This window comes from Proteus sp. fly-1008 (assembly GCF_040140305.1).
GTDB lineage: Bacteria > Pseudomonadota > Gammaproteobacteria > Enterobacterales > Enterobacteriaceae > Proteus > Proteus vulgaris_B.
On record NZ_JBEEWH010000001.1, the window covers coordinates 15,888 to 32,183 of the forward strand.

Sequence of the window (16,296 nt, forward strand, 5' to 3'; positions counted from 1 at the left end):
ATATTCAATGTTTTTTTAAAGTGAAATGCCGGAAAATGACATAAAACCTAATGACATTAACCCTACAGTGATAAAGGTGATACCTAATCCTCTTAGCCCTTTAGGAATATCTGAATACTTCATTTTTTCTCGTAGGCCAGATAGGGAGACGATTGCTAGTAACCAGCCTACGCCACAACCTGCACCGTATATAACTGATTCTGAAAATGTATAATCACGCTCAACCATAAAAATGGTGGCACCAAAAATAGCGCAATGAATAGTTAATAAAGGCAAAAAGATCCCTAATGAATGGTAAAGTGAAGGGATAAACTTATCTAAAAACATTTCTAATATTTGAACTAATGCAGCTAAAACACCAATGAAAGTAATATATCTTAGAAAACTAAGATCGATACCTTCCACTAAAATATCTTTTTTTAAGATAAAATTATAAATTAAGTTATTGATTGGAGTGGCAATAACAAGTAAAGCTGTAACTGTGAGTCCTAGTTTTAATGATGTTTTTACTTCTTTTGAAACAGCAAGGAAAGTACACATTCCTAAAAAAAAACTTAATGCCATATTTTCAATAAAAGTTGCCTTAATGAAGATGTTAAGGTAATTTTCAAGCATAATCCCTCCTATTAGTGTATTTTTTTTATTAATTGTAATAAAAACATGACATTAATATAAGTGGTATTACAAAAATATCTTTTAAATTGGATCTGAATGGCATTTTTAGCCTAAAGCTGAACGTTATTAAAGAAAAAATAAAGAAAAAGTTTAAGAAAATCTCCATAAAAAAGGCATTCAATTTAAATTTGTATCAAGAAAGGTTTTTTCTATTTTTTTACTACGTGAGGTAAATAATCTTAGGCAAGATAAAACACCGATATTTAGGATGTGGTTATAATGTCGGTGTTTGAATAAGTGATAGAAAGAATATCTTTAAATTGAATTAAGTTGTCTCTTTAAGCTATCCAACATCAGTTTTTTATAGTTATTTTTTTCAAGATGTTTTTCTGTAAATCCAAACTTTGTCGCTAAATTTTGTAATTGTTTTGTATAGAGAGGGAGTTTACTTTGATCGTCAGTCATAATAGCGAATTCCGCAAATGACCCTAGATTGTCTAATTTATCAATAGTGATATGAAAATCGTCTAAAAAATAGATTTCTCTTGATTTGGTATAATTGAGAATACAGTGGTAGCCTAGCGTGGTAAACATGGAGACTGTTTTTTCTGCATCTTCTATCCGTACTGCTTCACATTGTGATAAATCAGGACCTTTAACGATAAGAAGGTTTATACCCGAAGGTAACATTTTTCTTATACATAAACTTATGTTTGATGTCGGGAATTTGAGATCGGAATGTTCCATATACCAATCTGTTTCTTGGTTATTAGGCGTAAATAAGGTTGCACCTGCTTTTTCTAACACTGCAATAAATTTTTCTGGATTTTGAAGGTGATATTTTAGTTCTGCTTCAAATTTACCTTGAAAATGATTCGACATAATTTTTTCCCTGATTTCTAGTTAACGTATTATAGCATTGACTAGAATTTCTCTGATTAGGAAAATGAATTTTTATGAAGGAAATAGAAGGTATTGTAGTGTTGTAGTAAAAAGGATTAGAGGAATATAAAAACTAAAGGGGTAAATTACCCCTTTGATATTACTATAGAAAAATTATTATAGAACACCTTCAAAAGGGTTCCAGCTTTGATCATTCTTAGTTTCTTTTAAATAATAAGCATAGTTAGCTGTCATTGCCCACAAAATATTAATGGCAATACCAATGGCATTGATTACACCATTATTTACAGGTAAGAAACCGATAATAGTAAAAATAGCAATGTTAATGGCAAATAATGTTAATGCTTTACGCCACAAACCTAAAATAAGAAAATAAATAAAACCAAAGAAAAAGGCCCAGATATTCATTCCAATGAGAATGCGTTTACCAAAGGATAGTTCTTTATAAGCAGCTTTAAATTCAGGGGTTTTAGGTGAGCCATATTTATCAAAAAATGAAAAACGCTCTTGCCATTTTTCAGAATACTCTTTATTCATGTTAATTCCTTTTACCGATATTGATTACACTTGGTTTTTTATAGTAGGAAAAGTATCTTTACATAAATTCACATGATGAACAATATAAAAGTATTAATAAATTATTAATATATATGTTTGTATAGTAACTGTTAATACACTCTTTTTTCTTCTTGTTTTTTAATAATAATCTTATTGTTTAAAGATATATTGTTAATAATTACTCTTAAAAATAAGAATAATAAAATAAAATATTATTTTGAGTTAATTTTGCGGAATAAAGAATAAGAAATCTGGTTTATGGCTTATACCAGATTTCTTATAAGAGAATAAAGTAATTAACGGACAACTAATACTGATGATTCAGCATAGCTAACAACAGATGATGCGGTAGAACCGAGGAGATAAGTTTTCATGCCAGGGTTACGAGAACCGATGACAATTAATTCGGCTTGAATTTTTTTCGCTGTTTCTAAAATTTTATCGCGAGGATTACCAATGGAAACATAAAATTGAGAGGTACTGTTGGAAATATCAACATGCGATAAGTTTTCTTTTAGCGTAGATAACGCAATTTCAATACGTTGTTTGTCACTTGCTAGCCTGTCTTGGCCTGCAAATGCAAATCCAACAAAAGACTCATAACTTGGGATCACAGATAAAAAATGAATATTCAGTTTGTCAGCGACAGACAATGCTTTTAGATGAGAAACAACCTTGTCCAATAAACCAAGCTCTGTAAAATCAACGGGTACTAACACTGTTTTTGTCATAGTGGCTCCTAATTAACCTTTATTATGATTAGGGCTTTAATACTAAATTTTTGCACATACAACTTTGAGTTACCTACTAATCTTATCAGCCAAAACCAAAAACTGTATAAAAATTAGAAATATTTTTATTTTTTGAGAGTTGTGTGTTTTTTTACATGCAAAAAATGAAAAATCGCAGTAATTTAAGAGGATGGGGCGCAATGGAGAAAACTAGAAATAAGTGTTAATAAAATAGATTAATTTACAGGTGATAATTAGTTTTTTTTATATCCAAATTAAAATGAATATATATAAAAGAAGAGGGGATTTAAATAGAGGTATAAATAGAGTGAGGAATTGAAAATAGAAAATAACAATTGAATTTTACCACTTTATTCTTATTTTATAAAAGTTAAACACTTCTATAAGCTAAAATAATTAAATTAATATTATCATTCAATTTAAAATAATGACTATTTATTACAATGAGTTACGATTTTTTATTTTTTTACCATTAATGATAATAATTAGCATTTAACTTTTGTTGAAATAATAAAATCATATTGTAAATGAGATTGGTTTTTATTTTTGTTACGTATTGAGTAATTAAAAAAATAAATAAACTCTATTTAAATAGCTATATTTTTATTTTTAAGTGTGCATAATATCCGTAATGTTAATTTTCCTAGTAAAGGACGTAAAATATGTTACATCAAGATATGATTAATAAATTGAATGAACAGCTAAATTTAGAGTTTTATTCAGCAAATCTTTATTTACAAATGAGTGCTTGGTGCGACGATAAAGGATTTGATGGTGCAGCTAAGTTTTTAAAAGCACATTCTCGTGAAGAAATGGAGCATATGCATCGCTTATTTGATTATTTAAGTGATACAGGTGCGATGCCTTTACTTGGTGCAATTGAAGCGCCTCCATCAGAATTTTCATCACTCTCTGAATTGTTCGATAAAACTTACGAGCATGAAAAACATATTACAGCTGAAATTAATAAATTAGCTCATGTAGCGATGACTACTCAAGATTATTCAACCTTTAACTTCTTACAATGGTATGTTGCAGAGCAGCATGAAGAAGAAAAATTATTTAAGTCAATCTTAGATAAATTAGCAATGGTTGGTGACAGTGGTAAAGCTTTATTCTTGTTAGATAAAGATCTGAATACATTATCAACATCTGCACATGTCTAATTATTAATAAAGCTTCAGATAGCCTAAGTTAATAAATGAATTATTACGCCCTGCTATGAGTGAATAGCAGGGCGTTATTTATTCTTCTGTATTAGCTCCTTTTCTATTTTTATCTTTTATCTCTTTCTTTACTTACACTGTTTTTTATCCTGAATGTGTTTTTGGATGTTATTTATACAGGATGTTTATTTTACGTTTAACTTAATTTGGTTATGTATTGAACTGTTTAGACTGTCAATGTGGGTATTATATTTTTTTGAAGTGTAAAAATGGGTGATATTTGAAACAGAAACTGCTCTAAATAACATATATTTTGAGTGCTAGTTCACAACCTTTTATTTCTAATATGAAGAAGCGGAGATCTTGACGCAAATTTGCTATAAAATATTTCCATAAATAAAAAAATCACCTGTAATTTAAGAGGTTATTATGTCATTAAATACACTTAAGACATCTTGGGGTAAATTATCAGCCATTGCGGTTTTATTCTTAGGTATGTCATATCAACAAGCATTAGCTCACGCACATTTAAAATCACAGTTACCTGCTGAAGGCGCGGCTATTGAACAGTCACAAGCACCTAAAGTTATCACGCTAGATTTTTCTGAAGGCATAGAACTTGCTTTTAGTAAAATTAAAGTAACAAATGCTGAAGGTAAAGAAATCACAGTAGGAAAACTGAGTTTAGATCCTGTTAACAACACTAAATTATTATTGCCTTTAGAAAGTGATCTGGCTGAAGGTAATTATTTAGTTGATTGGAATGTCGTTTCTGTTGATGGGCACAAGACAAAAGGTTCTTATCAATTTAGTGTAAAATAATGACACCTGAAGACGTTTATATTTTATGCCGTTTCTTTCATTTTGTGGCCGTCATGTTTATGTTCGGACTGAGCTTCTCGGCCGCCATTCTTGCAAAAGATAAGTTTATACCTCTTATTCAGGTTCGTTTACGCCCTGCATTAGCCATCAGCACTATTACCGTCTTTATTACGACTTATCTATGGATGGCTGTGCAATCTGGCATTATGGGTGATGGATGGGAGGATGCTTGGTCATTTGAAATATGGAAAGCGGTATTAGGTACTTCATTTGGACAGATTTGGCAATGGCAGTTGATATTAGCAACTCTTGCTTTAGCTGTATTATTTATACACCAACGTTATATTCGTAATTTCTCTTTATTAATAATTGCGTCAATTATGTTGATCCTACATGCGTCTATCGGACATGGCGCCATGTTTACAGGATCAGAAGCAACTCTTTATAAAGTTAATCAAAGTATTCATCTTATTAGTGCTGCGTATTGGTTTGGCGGTTTATGGCCATTTGTTGCTTGTTTACAATTTTTGCGTAATAAAGATGAACTTGCAGAAGGGATGATCAAGCCAATTATTGGTACAATGAAGAGATTTTCACTATTTGGTCATGTTGCTGTTTTATTGGTTACCATCACGGGTATTATTAGTGCTGTTATGCTCATTCCAGGGTGGCCTGCAATACACTTATCATCAGAATATCAAAGCATGTTATGGCTTAAAATCAGCTTAGTTGTGCTAATGCTAGGTTTAGCTGTAATTAATCGTTATGTTTTGGTGCCTCATATTCGTAAGAAAAATAATTTTCAGTGGTTGCTAATTAATAGCTGGTTTGAACTATTACTTGGAACTATGGTTATTTTTACTGTTGCCATCTTTGCGATTAACTCACCTGTATAGATTGTTATATAATCGTAAAAATCTAATTTATTAAGTGAGATATAAACATGAAACGTTTTGTGTTAGCGGTAATGTTAATGCTTTTCTCTTTTCAAGCATTTTCTGCTCCAATTTCCACAGTGAGTAAGCTTCAATTTGGTGACGATTGGCCATTTACACGAGAAGAGGTGATGCTTAATTGTCGTACTGATGGCGCTTGGTTTGTGATCAATCCAGCAACATTAGTTCAGTATCCACTTAATGAAATTGCTATGAAACAGATGGAAAGTGGAAAAGTTAAGGCACAACTAATTGATATTATTTTACTTCCAGACCCTAATTCTCCTGAAAAGAAAAAATCAGTAGAAGCTATTCAAGGTGCATTTAAAGCACTTTGCGAAAGTAATTAATCAAATGATTAATAACTGGAGGTGAGGATTTTATTTCTATTTTATTGATTTAATAAATAAATTTTACTTGAGATTATTTTTTGAATAGAAAAGGGTGTGTTATTGAGTCGTTTACTGGATATTTACATATTGTTAGCTAATATTTAACAGTAGGTTGTGAAATAGAAAGGTCTGAGTTAGTCCTAGATTTTTTTTACGCAGTAATCAGTAATTACTTTTTAGCGCACGGCTCGCAATGAGCCTTTTCCCTAAGCCAGATAAATGATTTATCTGGCTTTTTTTATGTTGTTTTAGCATCTCTTATGCCACTTTTAAGATCCAGTGGTGGTTTTCTTTGTCATAAGCATGACGATAAAGCAGAATATTTTTATCTTTCAATTGAGCCGGAATGCTCGTGTTTTCATCCCATCCATCTAGTTGCATGCAAAACTCTGTATCATAATCACATGGAATATGAATGTAAGTTAATTGATTATCGGAAGAGTGTTTCAAAGTAATATCTTCAATTTCATAGCAAGCAATTTTCAACGTTGTTTTCTTCATATTATAACTCCAGTTTAGGCGATGTTTTGTTGTGTTCCGCTATGTTTCATTGGTGGCATTTATCATGAATAATGCTTTTCGACCAAACAAAATCAAGCATAGTATAAATGGAATCTATTTCCAAAATATATTTCATAAATAAAAAAAACGGATCATTTTTTGTGATCCGCTTTAAATAACTGGAAGTAAATAAGGGAGAATTATCTTATTTTATGGCTTTGGTATCGCAGTTCCCCATTCATCCCAATCTTTAGGCTCTTTTGCATTTAAAATGAAATTCTGTTCCTGTTTCGCTTTTGACTGTAGTGGCGTGGAAGGTGGCGTTGCAAATGTAATACCTCCACGTATAAATTGTTTAAATGTTCCGCTTCGTATAACGCCACCCGTTAAACCAAAGGAGAAGTTATATCCAGAAGAGAGCCAGAATTCGGTATTATTTCTAACAAGATATTGATATTTTTTACTAATTCGAATGTGAATTAAAACTCTATCAGACATGTTCCCTAACTCAAGCCCTGTCACAGCACCAACTTCAAGACCTCGATAATAAATCGGCGTACCAATTTGTACTGAGCCGGCTTCTGTGGCATTTAAAACAAGATTTAATCCATCAAGATAGCGAGAGTCTGTAATGTTAGATGTTTGAAGTTCAAATTGACGATAAACGCCACCATTACCAGGTTCCGCTTTAATATATGGCTGAATCAGAGAGTCTAGATTATCTAATCCTGACGCAGTTAGCTCTGGTGTGACAACCGCAAAGCGACTACCTGATCTTGCGAATGTTTTTACGTAATCAGGGTAGAGTACTGCTGAAACCGTCACGGCTTTTCTATCTGGCGAGAGGAGCAGTGATTCAACCTGACCAATATCAATGCCTAAATAACGAATAGGCATGCCTTCAGAAAGCTTACTAGCATCGTAAGTTTTTAAAGTGATTTGAGCACCAATAGCCCTAGCACTAGTTTCTGACGAATAGAGTTTGTAACGTGAGGCGTTATTGTTGATATTTTCAAAGTTATCGAAGCTAATAGCGCCTTTTAAGGCGCGATTTAATGGTGTCGCTTCAACGGTCAATCCTGAACCATTGACGGAAACTTTTGCCGCACCTTCAGTCCAGAAAACACTTTTTTCAGTAAGAAGGTGGCGATATTGTTTAGAAATATAAACGTCAATATCAAACTCATTAATTAATGGCCTGACATCAGTGATTTCACCAACTTGAAATTGATGGTAAAGCACGACAGAGCCTTTTTGAATGCCCGGAAGGCTGGAGGCTTTTAGCGTTAATGTCACTGGTAATTCATTACCATTGATGCTTGCTTTAGCAAAAAAATCATTGCGATACAGACGGTACTGTTCTTTAGGAGTACCTTTGTTACCTTGGATAAGATGAATACCGCCCTCAAGCCATTCTTGAGGAGAAGCACCTTGAATATCAATGCCATTCAAGCCCATATTGACGTTTATTCGGCTATTGGCAACAAACTTACTGTTCTCATAAATATAATGTTTATATTCAGGGGCGATAATAGCATCGAAGATAACACCATCATCACTTATATTACGTTGTATAACTTGGCCAATTGTAATGCCTCTAAAGAGAATAGGCTGTCCTGCATCGACCCCCCAACTTTCTTCACTAGTTAGAGAAAGAATTAGCCCATCTTCACCATATATTGCTTTACCCGCCTCAACAGAGGTAGCTGATTGTAAAACAAACTGTTGGTTCTCTTGTGCAGGTTGACTATTTTCTGGAGAGTCAAAGGCTATCGCACCATTAATCAAAGCAGAAACGCTTTCCATTTTAATGGATACGCCACTTTTTAAATTAAAATTGCCTTGGAATCCAGAGACATTCCAAAAATGGCTGTCTTGACGAATTAAGTGTGCATATTGTTTATCGATACTTAATTCAATAAAAACACCTTGGTTGTCAGGACGAATTGCGTAGCTATAAACTTTCCCTACAGGAACTTGGCGGTAATAAACTTGAGAATCAACATTAAGTGATCCCAGCTTATCCGCTGTTAAGGTAATTAATTGCTGATTTTTATCAATATTTGCTTGAGGACGCACTTCTTGAGCAATAAATTTAAACTGCTTTTCACCATCACCGGGTAGCATACTGATGTAGTTACCACCCACTAAGGCATCTAGCCCAGATACACCTGATAGGCTTGCTTTAGGTGTAACAAGCCAAAATTGCGTATTTTTCCGTAATGCGGTTGCAAGGCTTTTTCGTACATCAGCTGTAACAATAACTCTGCGTAAGTCATCACTTAGGGTGACATCTTTAACGATCCCTACGTCAACGCCTTGATAACGGATTGGTGTTCTACCAGAGACAATCCCTGAAGCAGATTGAAAATCAATCGTAATTTGTACGCCTTTATCTTGCCAATGTTGGAATAGCAACCAACTTGCAATAAAAATGGCGATAACAGGGAGTAGCCAAAATGTCGAAATTCTACGCTTGCGGCGTATTTGGGCTTGTGTTTCCTGAGCGTCGTTTTCTTCGTGTTGCATAAGTATCCCATAGTAAACGACTATCCAACCATTCAACGGCAAGGATAGTAAGAATAACCGCAGTACCAAAATAAAAAGCTGCTGGACCCATTGTAAACGTCATCAGTTGATCTCGATTAATTAATGACATCATCAGTGCGATCACAAAGAGATCAAGCATTGACCATCGTCCTATCCAAGAGACAAAACGGTATAATTTCATACGAAATAGAGGGTGAATGTTAGAATTAAAATGAATACTCAACAATAGACCCAACATAATAATAACTTTGAAAAAAGGCACGAAAATACTGGCAATAAAAACGATAATAGCAATAGGGGTATTACCTGAATTTACCAAGGCAATGACGCCAGAAAAAATGGTATCTTCGGTGCGTTGACCATTTAAATAAAAAATAGAAATAGGCAATAAATTTGCAGGTAATAATAAAATAATCGCTGCAATTAATGCTGCCCATGTTTTCTGCAAACTCATTGGCTGTCTTGGGGTGTAGCAAGATTTACAACGTGGACAATGTGTCGAAGGCATTTTTTTAAAATGATAATGGCAAGCATGACATGTCGCAGGACTGCGCTGGATCTCTTTTTGTGGATAAAATTGTTGCCAAAGTTGGTCCATATTAATGTTAATTAGCATCAATAAGCTTAGTAGCATTAAAGAAACAAAAGCAATTAATCCATTGCCAATATAAACTGTGGCGTAATCACCTAATTTTATTGTTGCAACACCCAGCCCAATCAAATAAACATCTAACATTACCCACTCTTTTAATTTGCCAAGCATTAAAAGTACTGGACGCAAATTTAAATGTAAACGCGAACCTAAATGAAGATATAAAATAGCAATAGGAAGGCTGAGAGGGGCGGCGACAGCACAAAAGAGAACCATAGTTGCAGTAAGAGGAGCGCCTTGCTCTGACATCATGCGAATACCATCAAGCACATTGGTTGTTATCATTGTGCCCAATAAATGAATTTTGATTAATGGTTGGGTAAATGCAATAGATGCCAAGATTAGCATTGTAATCGACAAAATGAGTAAGCGAGTAAGTGACCAATCTCGATAAGAGGCAAGCTTAGCTTGGCAACGAGGACAGTACGCATCTTCTCCACGCTTAAGCGCAAGAGGGAGTGCCACAAGATGGTCACATTCTTGACAGCGTATTGATTTTATTTCGTTAATTGCGATATTGTTCTCAGTGTTGCTCATTAATTCGCCTAAGTTAGCTTTCTTAAGAGTTATCGTTTGATTAAGCTAAAAAAAAGTACCTATACTCAATGGTTCACAAGTTATCATTTTTATTATATTTATGCCTTTCATTTTACAATAATAAGAGTCTGAATTTTTTTGTAGATGTTAAGGGAGTTTTATCGTTTTTTTACCCAATTCTTGAAAATGGAGTATTCAACCTCAAGATAAAATAGGCTAAATTACGAGTATGTTATCTATTTTAGTTATGTAAATAGGGGTTAATGATGCCAAATTCGCTTTTTTATCAGGAACTCACTGATAATTTGTCAGCCTTGTTGTCTGGTGAAAATGATCTTATCGCATCACTTGCTAATACCAGCGCACTTCTTTTCGAAAAGTTAGATACGATAAATTGGGTTGGGTTTTATCTTAATGATGGTGACTCATTAGTTCTTGGTCCATTCCAAGGTAAAATTGCTTGTGTCAGGATAGGTTTTGGAAAAGGAGTTTGCGGAACTGCATACTCCGAAAACAGAATTTTAAGAGTGGATGACGTTCATCAATTTAGTGGACATATTGCTTGTGACAGTGCAAGTCAGTCTGAAATTGTTCTACCTCTAGAGGTAAATGGACAAATTATCGGCGTTCTCGATATTGATAGCCCTATTTTTAATCGTTTTGATAAAAAAGATGAAAATGGGCTTAAAGCGTTGTGTGACGTGCTCTGCGAGCATTTAAAAACTTGTCATACAGCAAAATATTGTGAATTTTGTGTAAGTTAACAGGCGTTTGCCATAGAAATTGTTGGCAACACTATTATAATGTCGCTTGTTCATGCCTGCGCTGGTTGGCAAAACCGTTGTAATCAGGAAATTTCATGGAAAATCAACCTAAGTTGAATAGTAGTAAAGAAATCATCGCTTTTTTAGCTGAACGTTTCCCTAAGTGTTTTATTGCTGAGGGCGAAGCTCGCCCTTTGAAAGTTGGCATTTTTCAAGATCTTGTTGAAGCTCTAAAAGATGAAGCTGAATTAAGCAAAACACAGTTACGTTCTGCATTACGCTTATATACCTCAAGTTGGCGCTACCTTTATGGAGTTAAAGAAGGGGCAAAACGTGTCGATTTGGATGGTAATGACTGCGGCGAACTGGAAGCTGAGCATATTGAACATGCTCGTACACAATTAGCAGAAGCCAAGGCGCGCGTTCAAGCTCAAAGAGCTGAACAACGTGCTAAAAAGCGCGAAGCTGAAGGTGATAAGGAGACCAGTAAGCGTCCGGCAGCGAAAAAGCCAAATAATACGCGTCGTCAGCCACCTAAAGACGGTGAAAAACGGCAGCCTCGTCCTCAAAAAGCGGCTCAAGCTCCTCGTAAAGCACCACGCCAAAATACTGAAAAGTTAATTCCAGTAACAGACACATCAGTTCTTACTGTTGGTCAATCGCTGAAAGTTAACGTCGGTAGTAGCGTGATGAATGCGACAGTGCTAGAGATAGCAAAAGAGGGTGTACGTGTACAATTGCCTAACGGTTTGGCAATGAATGTACGCACGGAACATTTAAAGTTCTGATACGGAGGCCAACCAGAGCATGAACAAACTTTTAAATGTGGCTTTTGCAATCGGATTAACATTAACAGGTACTTCTGTTGTGATGGCTGAGAAACCAGCCACTCCAGCAATGGCAACTATTGATCAGTTACCCGAATTAAAGCAAGAGCCACAACACTCTACTGTAAGCGAGCGAGTAACCTCTCGTTTTGAACGCTCTCATTATCGCCAGTTTTCTCTAGATGCGAGCTTTTCTGAAAAAATATTTAATCGCTATCTTAATTTATTAGACTATAGCCACAATGTATTGCTTGCGTCTGATATCGCCCAATTTGATAAAGAAAAAACCAAAGTGGGTGAATACCTGAAAAAAGGCGATCTTCAACCCCTTTATGATCTCTTCAATTTAGCGCAAAAAAGACGTTTTGAACGTTTTAAATATGCGTTAGATCGTATCAATAAGCCAATAGATTTAACCGGTCAGGATAAGTTTGAGTTAGATAGAACGAAAGCGCCATGGCCTCAAACTCAAGCTGAATTAGATAAGCTTTGGGATGAAAAAGTTAAATATGATTGGTTAACACTGAAATTATCTGAAAAAACAGACAGTGAAATTAAAGAAACGTTGACTAAGCGCTATAAAGCCGCTTTGCGTCGTCAAACACAAAGCCAAAGTGAAGACGTTTTTCAAATTATTATGTCGGCATTTGCCCGCGAAATCGATCCTCATACCAGTTATTTATCACCAAGAAATACAGAAGCATTCGATTCTGAAATGAGCCTTTCATTAGAAGGCATTGGTGCTGTATTACAAATGGATGATGATTATCCGATGATCAACTCGATGGTGACCGGAGGACCGGCTGCAAAAAGTAAAGAGTTGAAAGTCGGTGATAAAATTATCGCCGTAGGCCAACAAAATAAACCGATGGTAGACGTTGTCGGTTGGCGACTTGATGATATTGTTGCCTTGATTAAAGGCCCGAAAGGTAGTCAAGTTAAGTTGGAAGTTATCTCTGATGAGAAAGGCGCTAAACCAAGAACAATCACGATAGTGAGAGAACAGATCCGTTTAGAAGACCGAGCGGTTAAATTGACAGAAAAAGTTATTAATGGCGATAAAGTCGCTATTTTAGATATTCCAAGCTTCTATGTTGGTTTAACTAATGATGTTAAAACTCAATTGCAAAAAGTAGCAAAAGATAATGTATCGTCATTAGTTATTGATTTACGTGGTAACGGTGGTGGTGCTTTAACTGAAGCCATTTCACTGTCAGGATTATTTATTCCAAGTGGCCCTGTGGTACAAGTTAGAGATAATAATGGTCGTGTAAGACAAGATTTTGATAGGGACGATGTTGTTTATTACAAAGGTCCATTAGTTGTTATTGTAAACCGTTTTAGTGCTTCAGCTTCTGAAATTTTTGCGGCTGCTATGCAAGATTATGGGCGTGCTTTGATTGTTGGTGAACAGACATTTGGTAAAGGAACGGTTCAGCAATATCGCCCTCTAACGCGAGTTTACGATCAAATGCTTAGCCCTGATTGGCCAGGTTTAGGTTCAGTACAATACACTATCCAAAAATTCTATCGAATTAATGGTGGTAGTACTCAGCTTAAAGGGGTAACACCTGATTTATTATTACCAAGTTTTGATAGTGCTGAAATGGGCGAGAGCTTTGAAGATAACGCATTACCTTGGGATAGTATTTCTCCAGCTAGTTATCAGTTATCTGAATACTCAGATAAATTGAAAACAGCATTAGCGCCATTAACGGAGCAGCACACTAAACGTATAGCAAGCGACAGAGAATTCTCATATATTTTTGATGATATTCAACGTTACAATGATGCTAAAGCAAAAGGTGAAGATAAATTTGTTATCCTGAATTTTGCTGAAAGAGAGAAAGAAAACAAAGAGCTAGAAACTATTAAATTAAATCGTATTAATGAGCGTTTTAAATTAGAAGGTAAGCCTTTGTTAAAGTCACTTGATGATTTACCTAAGGATTATGAAGGGCCAGATCCTTATTTAGATGAGACTGCAAAAATCGCAGTTGATCTTTCAAAAGTACTTAAGCCGAAAAAACTATTAAATTAAAGTATTCGTTTTAAAGTCGGTATTTATTGCAGCCCCCAATAATTGGATAATCAATTACTGGGGGCTTTTTTATATCTTAATACAGCCAAGATTTAAGGACTGCTATTATCAATCAATGTGCATCTGGTGAGTTATTAAAAGCATTTTTAATAAAATAGATTATGTATTTTCTAGCGATAATCTTAATGTTGTTTCTCAATACACTTTAATGACCCCTCTATTAAGTTACCAGTAACATTAGTAATTATTAACGTCACTAGCATTTTATAATACATAAAAATTTAAATTTTTTTTACGTCACTTAATTTTTAATTCAAAATAAAGTTTAAATAAGTATTACGAGATATAAAAAGAATAGCTTGATTATTTATTGTGACTTAATTCACATTTAATGATTTGTTTATTGCAATAAATGTAACATGTTGTGACAATGGTCGCGTAAACTGACATAAAATTACTATAGCATACAGTTTATGAACTTTTTGTGTCACTTTGGCTCGCCATCACAGTAGCTAAAAATTATTGTCTAAATAGTGAATTATCATTGTTGATACATTGAGAATACGTTATTAGAGTAGCAATTAGTGATTTAAATATTATATTTTCAAACTCAGGCTTTTTACGTAAGGGATAATATCTAAACGTCCAATAAACTATAGTTTGTTTAAAAAACTTCTATTAAGAGAAAATAAGTAAATACTAATGTGGCGAAATAGTCATATTGAATTTTTTATGCCAAAAAATGACTTAGTGTTTAAAATTACTGCAACAATAATTTAAACAAGGGTAACTTTTTAGCTAAATATAAAAATGGTACTTTGTTGAGCTTATGGAATATAAGTCAATATAAATTAATTAAAAATATTTATTAACCAGGTTTTATTAAAATGAAAGTAAAAAGAATTGCGTTGCTTATGTTATCCCCTTGTTTTTTGGCTGTGAGTGCTGCGAATGCTGGAAATTGGGAAGACTCAATTAAAGAAAACTCATTGATCTCAGATTCTGAGTTAGAACTTTCTACTATTAATATGTGGAAATACTTAAAAACTGAAAACCGTTTTGATAAAGAAGAGCAACGTTATAGAAAACAAGTTGCCAATGCTTGGGGACAAAACTTTCAAGCAGATTTCAGATCTGGTTATTTAGGTGGCATTCTCGGATTTGATGTCTCTTATTATGGTGGTATCAAATTAGGTGCAAGTAAAGACTTCGCCTCTCGTGCAATTTTATATAATGATGATGGTGATGCAAAAGGCTATAACAAAATTGGTCAACGTTTCGCAAAAGTTAAATTTGATTTAGATCCTGTTTTAATTAACGGTAAAGCAGGTTGGTTTACGCTGAAAAATACGGGTATTTTTACTAACTCACAGCGCTTATCATTAAACAGTTATAATGGTTATGCTACCAACACTGCAATGGGTGATTGGAGCTTAGATTTACTGTTTCTTGATGGTAAAGTAATGCGTCGTGATAGCCCAAATATCGACAGAATGTATTTCAGTGATGGTAATGGTGTCAGACACAATATCGATCATGTGTTAACTGGTGGAATTAACTATAACTCTAAACCGTTAAAAGTATTTTATTTCTATGGTCAGGCGGATGATGTGTTCCGTCAGCAAGGCTTAGAAGCAAAATATAAATTAACCTCAGATGTGACGATTGGTGGTGTTGTTTATTATCACGATTATGGTAGTGAAGGTAAGCGTACATTAAGTGATGCTAATAAAGGTAAGCGTAATTTTGATAATGATGCATGGCACTTTGCAGGTACGATGGAATGGCGAATTCCTGAGTCACCATGGACATTGCGTACAGGTGTGACTTATACCGATGCTGAGAAAGCAAATGGTGTTGGTCAATTTGCACGTAACCCAATAGGTAATACTCGTGGACGCTTTAACTCACCAGCTTACGCTGATATTGACTATGTACGTGATGGTGAAGTTATGGGGGCATTGGAAGCTGAATACAGAATTAGTAAAGAGCTGTCAATTGGTGCACGCACTAACTATAGTGAATTCAGTTATTCAGGTGAAAGATTAAAACAAGGACAGTTTGGTTTATTTAGCTATTGGAAACCAACAAAAAATCTTTCTGTTTCTTTAAGTGGTGGTATCGGTTGGCACCACCAGCAAGAAAACGATTACACCACACCAAAATTGTATGATGGTCATTCACAACGAGCACATTCATTATCAGGCTCAATGACAACCACATATCGTTTTAAAATGTAATTAGTTTATAGCGTTAATTACGCTATTGCTTGTTTCATGTG

Annotated in this window: 15 protein-coding genes; 8 read left to right on the top strand and 7 right to left on the bottom strand. The window is 34.4% G+C overall.

The annotated features are described in order from the left end of the window. Positions 1–15 precede the first annotated feature (15 nt). The 4 genes from nqrE to ABN256_RS00115 form a co-directional block, all read right to left on the bottom strand. Positions 16–615 (bottom strand): NADH:ubiquinone reductase (Na(+)-transporting) subunit E, encoded by a 600-nt coding sequence (nqrE, locus tag ABN256_RS00100; protein ID WP_196553192.1) that lies wholly within the window; start codon positions 613–615, stop codon positions 16–18. 315 nt (positions 616–930) lie between these two features. Then, positions 931–1,497 carry a class IV adenylate cyclase gene (cyaB, locus tag ABN256_RS00105; RefSeq protein WP_196553191.1) on the bottom strand — a complete coding sequence of 189 codons (567 nt, stop codon included), beginning with the start codon at positions 1,495–1,497 and terminating at the stop codon, positions 931–933. A 177-nt stretch (positions 1,498–1,674) separates the two neighbouring features. Continuing rightward, positions 1,675–2,055, bottom strand: a complete 381-nt coding sequence (locus tag ABN256_RS00110; RefSeq protein WP_196553190.1) for a DUF2628 domain-containing protein — start codon at positions 2,053–2,055, stop codon at positions 1,675–1,677. Between the two features lie 317 nt (positions 2,056–2,372). Beyond that, a complete protein-coding gene (locus tag ABN256_RS00115) occupies positions 2,373–2,807 on the bottom strand; it encodes a universal stress protein (protein WP_072070415.1) in 435 nt (144 codons plus the stop codon). A gap of 683 nt (positions 2,808–3,490) precedes the next feature. Between ABN256_RS00115 and ftnA the strand changes: the two genes are divergently transcribed. The 4 genes from ftnA to ABN256_RS00135 all read left to right on the top strand — a co-directional run bounded on the left by ftnA (position 3,491) and on the right by ABN256_RS00135 (position 6,101). Continuing rightward, positions 3,491–3,994: a non-heme ferritin gene (gene ftnA, locus ABN256_RS00120; protein WP_072070414.1), complete on the top strand. Its 504-nt coding sequence runs from the start codon at positions 3,491–3,493 to the stop codon at positions 3,992–3,994. 429 nt (positions 3,995–4,423) lie between these two features. Continuing rightward, positions 4,424–4,816, top strand: coding sequence for a copper homeostasis periplasmic binding protein CopC (gene copC / locus ABN256_RS00125; RefSeq protein ID WP_109408636.1), 393 nt, complete (start codon positions 4,424–4,426; stop codon positions 4,814–4,816). Beyond that, positions 4,816–5,712 (top strand): copper homeostasis membrane protein CopD, encoded by an 897-nt coding sequence (gene copD, locus ABN256_RS00130; protein WP_115349610.1) that lies wholly within the window; start codon positions 4,816–4,818, stop codon positions 5,710–5,712. The genes copC and copD overlap by 1 nt, the downstream gene beginning before the upstream one ends. Before the next feature lie 47 nt (positions 5,713–5,759). Next, positions 5,760–6,101 (top strand): YebY family protein, encoded by a 342-nt coding sequence (locus ABN256_RS00135; RefSeq protein WP_196553188.1) that lies wholly within the window; start codon positions 5,760–5,762, stop codon positions 6,099–6,101. 300 nt (positions 6,102–6,401) lie between these two features. Here ABN256_RS00135 and ABN256_RS00140 read toward each other — a convergent pair whose 3' ends face one another. The 3 genes from ABN256_RS00140 to yebS all read right to left on the bottom strand — a co-directional run bounded on the left by ABN256_RS00140 (position 6,402) and on the right by yebS (position 10,383). Then, a complete protein-coding gene (locus ABN256_RS00140) occupies positions 6,402–6,644 on the bottom strand; it encodes a DUF1480 family protein (protein ID WP_072070409.1) in 243 nt (80 codons plus the stop codon). 210 nt (positions 6,645–6,854) lie between these two features. Continuing rightward, on the bottom strand, positions 6,855–9,173 hold the full coding sequence (locus ABN256_RS00145; RefSeq protein ID WP_349438889.1) for a PqiB family protein: 2,319 nt from the start codon (positions 9,171–9,173) through the stop codon (positions 6,855–6,857). Continuing rightward, positions 9,115–10,383: a membrane integrity lipid transport subunit YebS gene (gene yebS, locus ABN256_RS00150; protein ID WP_197269323.1), complete on the bottom strand. Its 1,269-nt coding sequence runs from the start codon at positions 10,381–10,383 to the stop codon at positions 9,115–9,117. Before yebS ends, ABN256_RS00145 begins: the two co-directional genes overlap by 59 nt. 266 nt (positions 10,384–10,649) lie before the next feature. Here yebS and msrC point away from each other — a divergent pair, with 266 nt between their 5' ends. The 4 genes from msrC to ABN256_RS00170 all read left to right on the top strand — a co-directional run bounded on the left by msrC (position 10,650) and on the right by ABN256_RS00170 (position 16,255). Beyond that, a complete protein-coding gene (msrC, locus tag ABN256_RS00155) occupies positions 10,650–11,147 on the top strand; it encodes a free L-methionine (R)-S-oxide reductase MsrC (RefSeq protein WP_115349612.1) in 498 nt (165 codons plus the stop codon). A 95-nt stretch (positions 11,148–11,242) separates the two neighbouring features. Further along, complete coding sequence (gene proQ / locus ABN256_RS00160) at positions 11,243–11,935, top strand: RNA chaperone ProQ (protein WP_196553185.1); 693 nt, start codon at positions 11,243–11,245, stop codon at positions 11,933–11,935. A gap of 19 nt (positions 11,936–11,954) precedes the next feature. Beyond that, entirely contained in the window at positions 11,955–14,015 is a 2,061-nt protein-coding gene (prc, locus tag ABN256_RS00165; RefSeq protein ID WP_196553184.1) for a carboxy terminal-processing peptidase, read from the top strand. A gap of 887 nt (positions 14,016–14,902) precedes the next feature. Beyond that, positions 14,903–16,255, top strand: a complete 1,353-nt coding sequence (locus tag ABN256_RS00170) for an OprD family outer membrane porin (protein WP_197269322.1) — start codon at positions 14,903–14,905, stop codon at positions 16,253–16,255. Positions 16,256–16,296 lie beyond the last annotated feature (41 nt).

Coding starts and splice junctions, on each gene's coding strand:
- ABN256_RS00110 (WP_196553190.1), bottom strand. CDS start 2,055: ATGAATAAAGAGTATTCTGAAAAATGGCAAGAGCGTTTTTCATTTTTT.
- nqrE (WP_196553192.1), bottom strand. CDS start 615: ATGCTTGAAAATTACCTTAACATCTTCATTAAGGCAACTTTTATTGAA.
- ABN256_RS00140 (WP_072070409.1), bottom strand. CDS start 6,644: ATGAAGAAAACAACGTTGAAAATTGCTTGCTATGAAATTGAAGATATT.
- msrC (WP_115349612.1), top strand. CDS start 10,650: ATGCCAAATTCGCTTTTTTATCAGGAACTCACTGATAATTTGTCAGCC.
- copC (WP_109408636.1), top strand. CDS start 4,424: ATGTCATTAAATACACTTAAGACATCTTGGGGTAAATTATCAGCCATT.
- ABN256_RS00135 (WP_196553188.1), top strand. CDS start 5,760: ATGAAACGTTTTGTGTTAGCGGTAATGTTAATGCTTTTCTCTTTTCAA.
- prc (WP_196553184.1), top strand. CDS start 11,955: ATGAACAAACTTTTAAATGTGGCTTTTGCAATCGGATTAACATTAACA.
- ftnA (WP_072070414.1), top strand. CDS start 3,491: ATGTTACATCAAGATATGATTAATAAATTGAATGAACAGCTAAATTTA.
- proQ (WP_196553185.1), top strand. CDS start 11,243: ATGGAAAATCAACCTAAGTTGAATAGTAGTAAAGAAATCATCGCTTTT.
- yebS (WP_197269323.1), bottom strand. CDS start 10,383: ATGAGCAACACTGAGAACAATATCGCAATTAACGAAATAAAATCAATA.
- ABN256_RS00115 (WP_072070415.1), bottom strand. CDS start 2,807: ATGACAAAAACAGTGTTAGTACCCGTTGATTTTACAGAGCTTGGTTTA.
- ABN256_RS00145 (WP_349438889.1), bottom strand. CDS start 9,173: ATGCAACACGAAGAAAACGACGCTCAGGAAACACAAGCCCAAATACGC.
- copD (WP_115349610.1), top strand. CDS start 4,816: ATGACACCTGAAGACGTTTATATTTTATGCCGTTTCTTTCATTTTGTG.
- cyaB (WP_196553191.1), bottom strand. CDS start 1,497: ATGTCGAATCATTTTCAAGGTAAATTTGAAGCAGAACTAAAATATCAC.
- ABN256_RS00170 (WP_197269322.1), top strand. CDS start 14,903: ATGAAAGTAAAAAGAATTGCGTTGCTTATGTTATCCCCTTGTTTTTTG.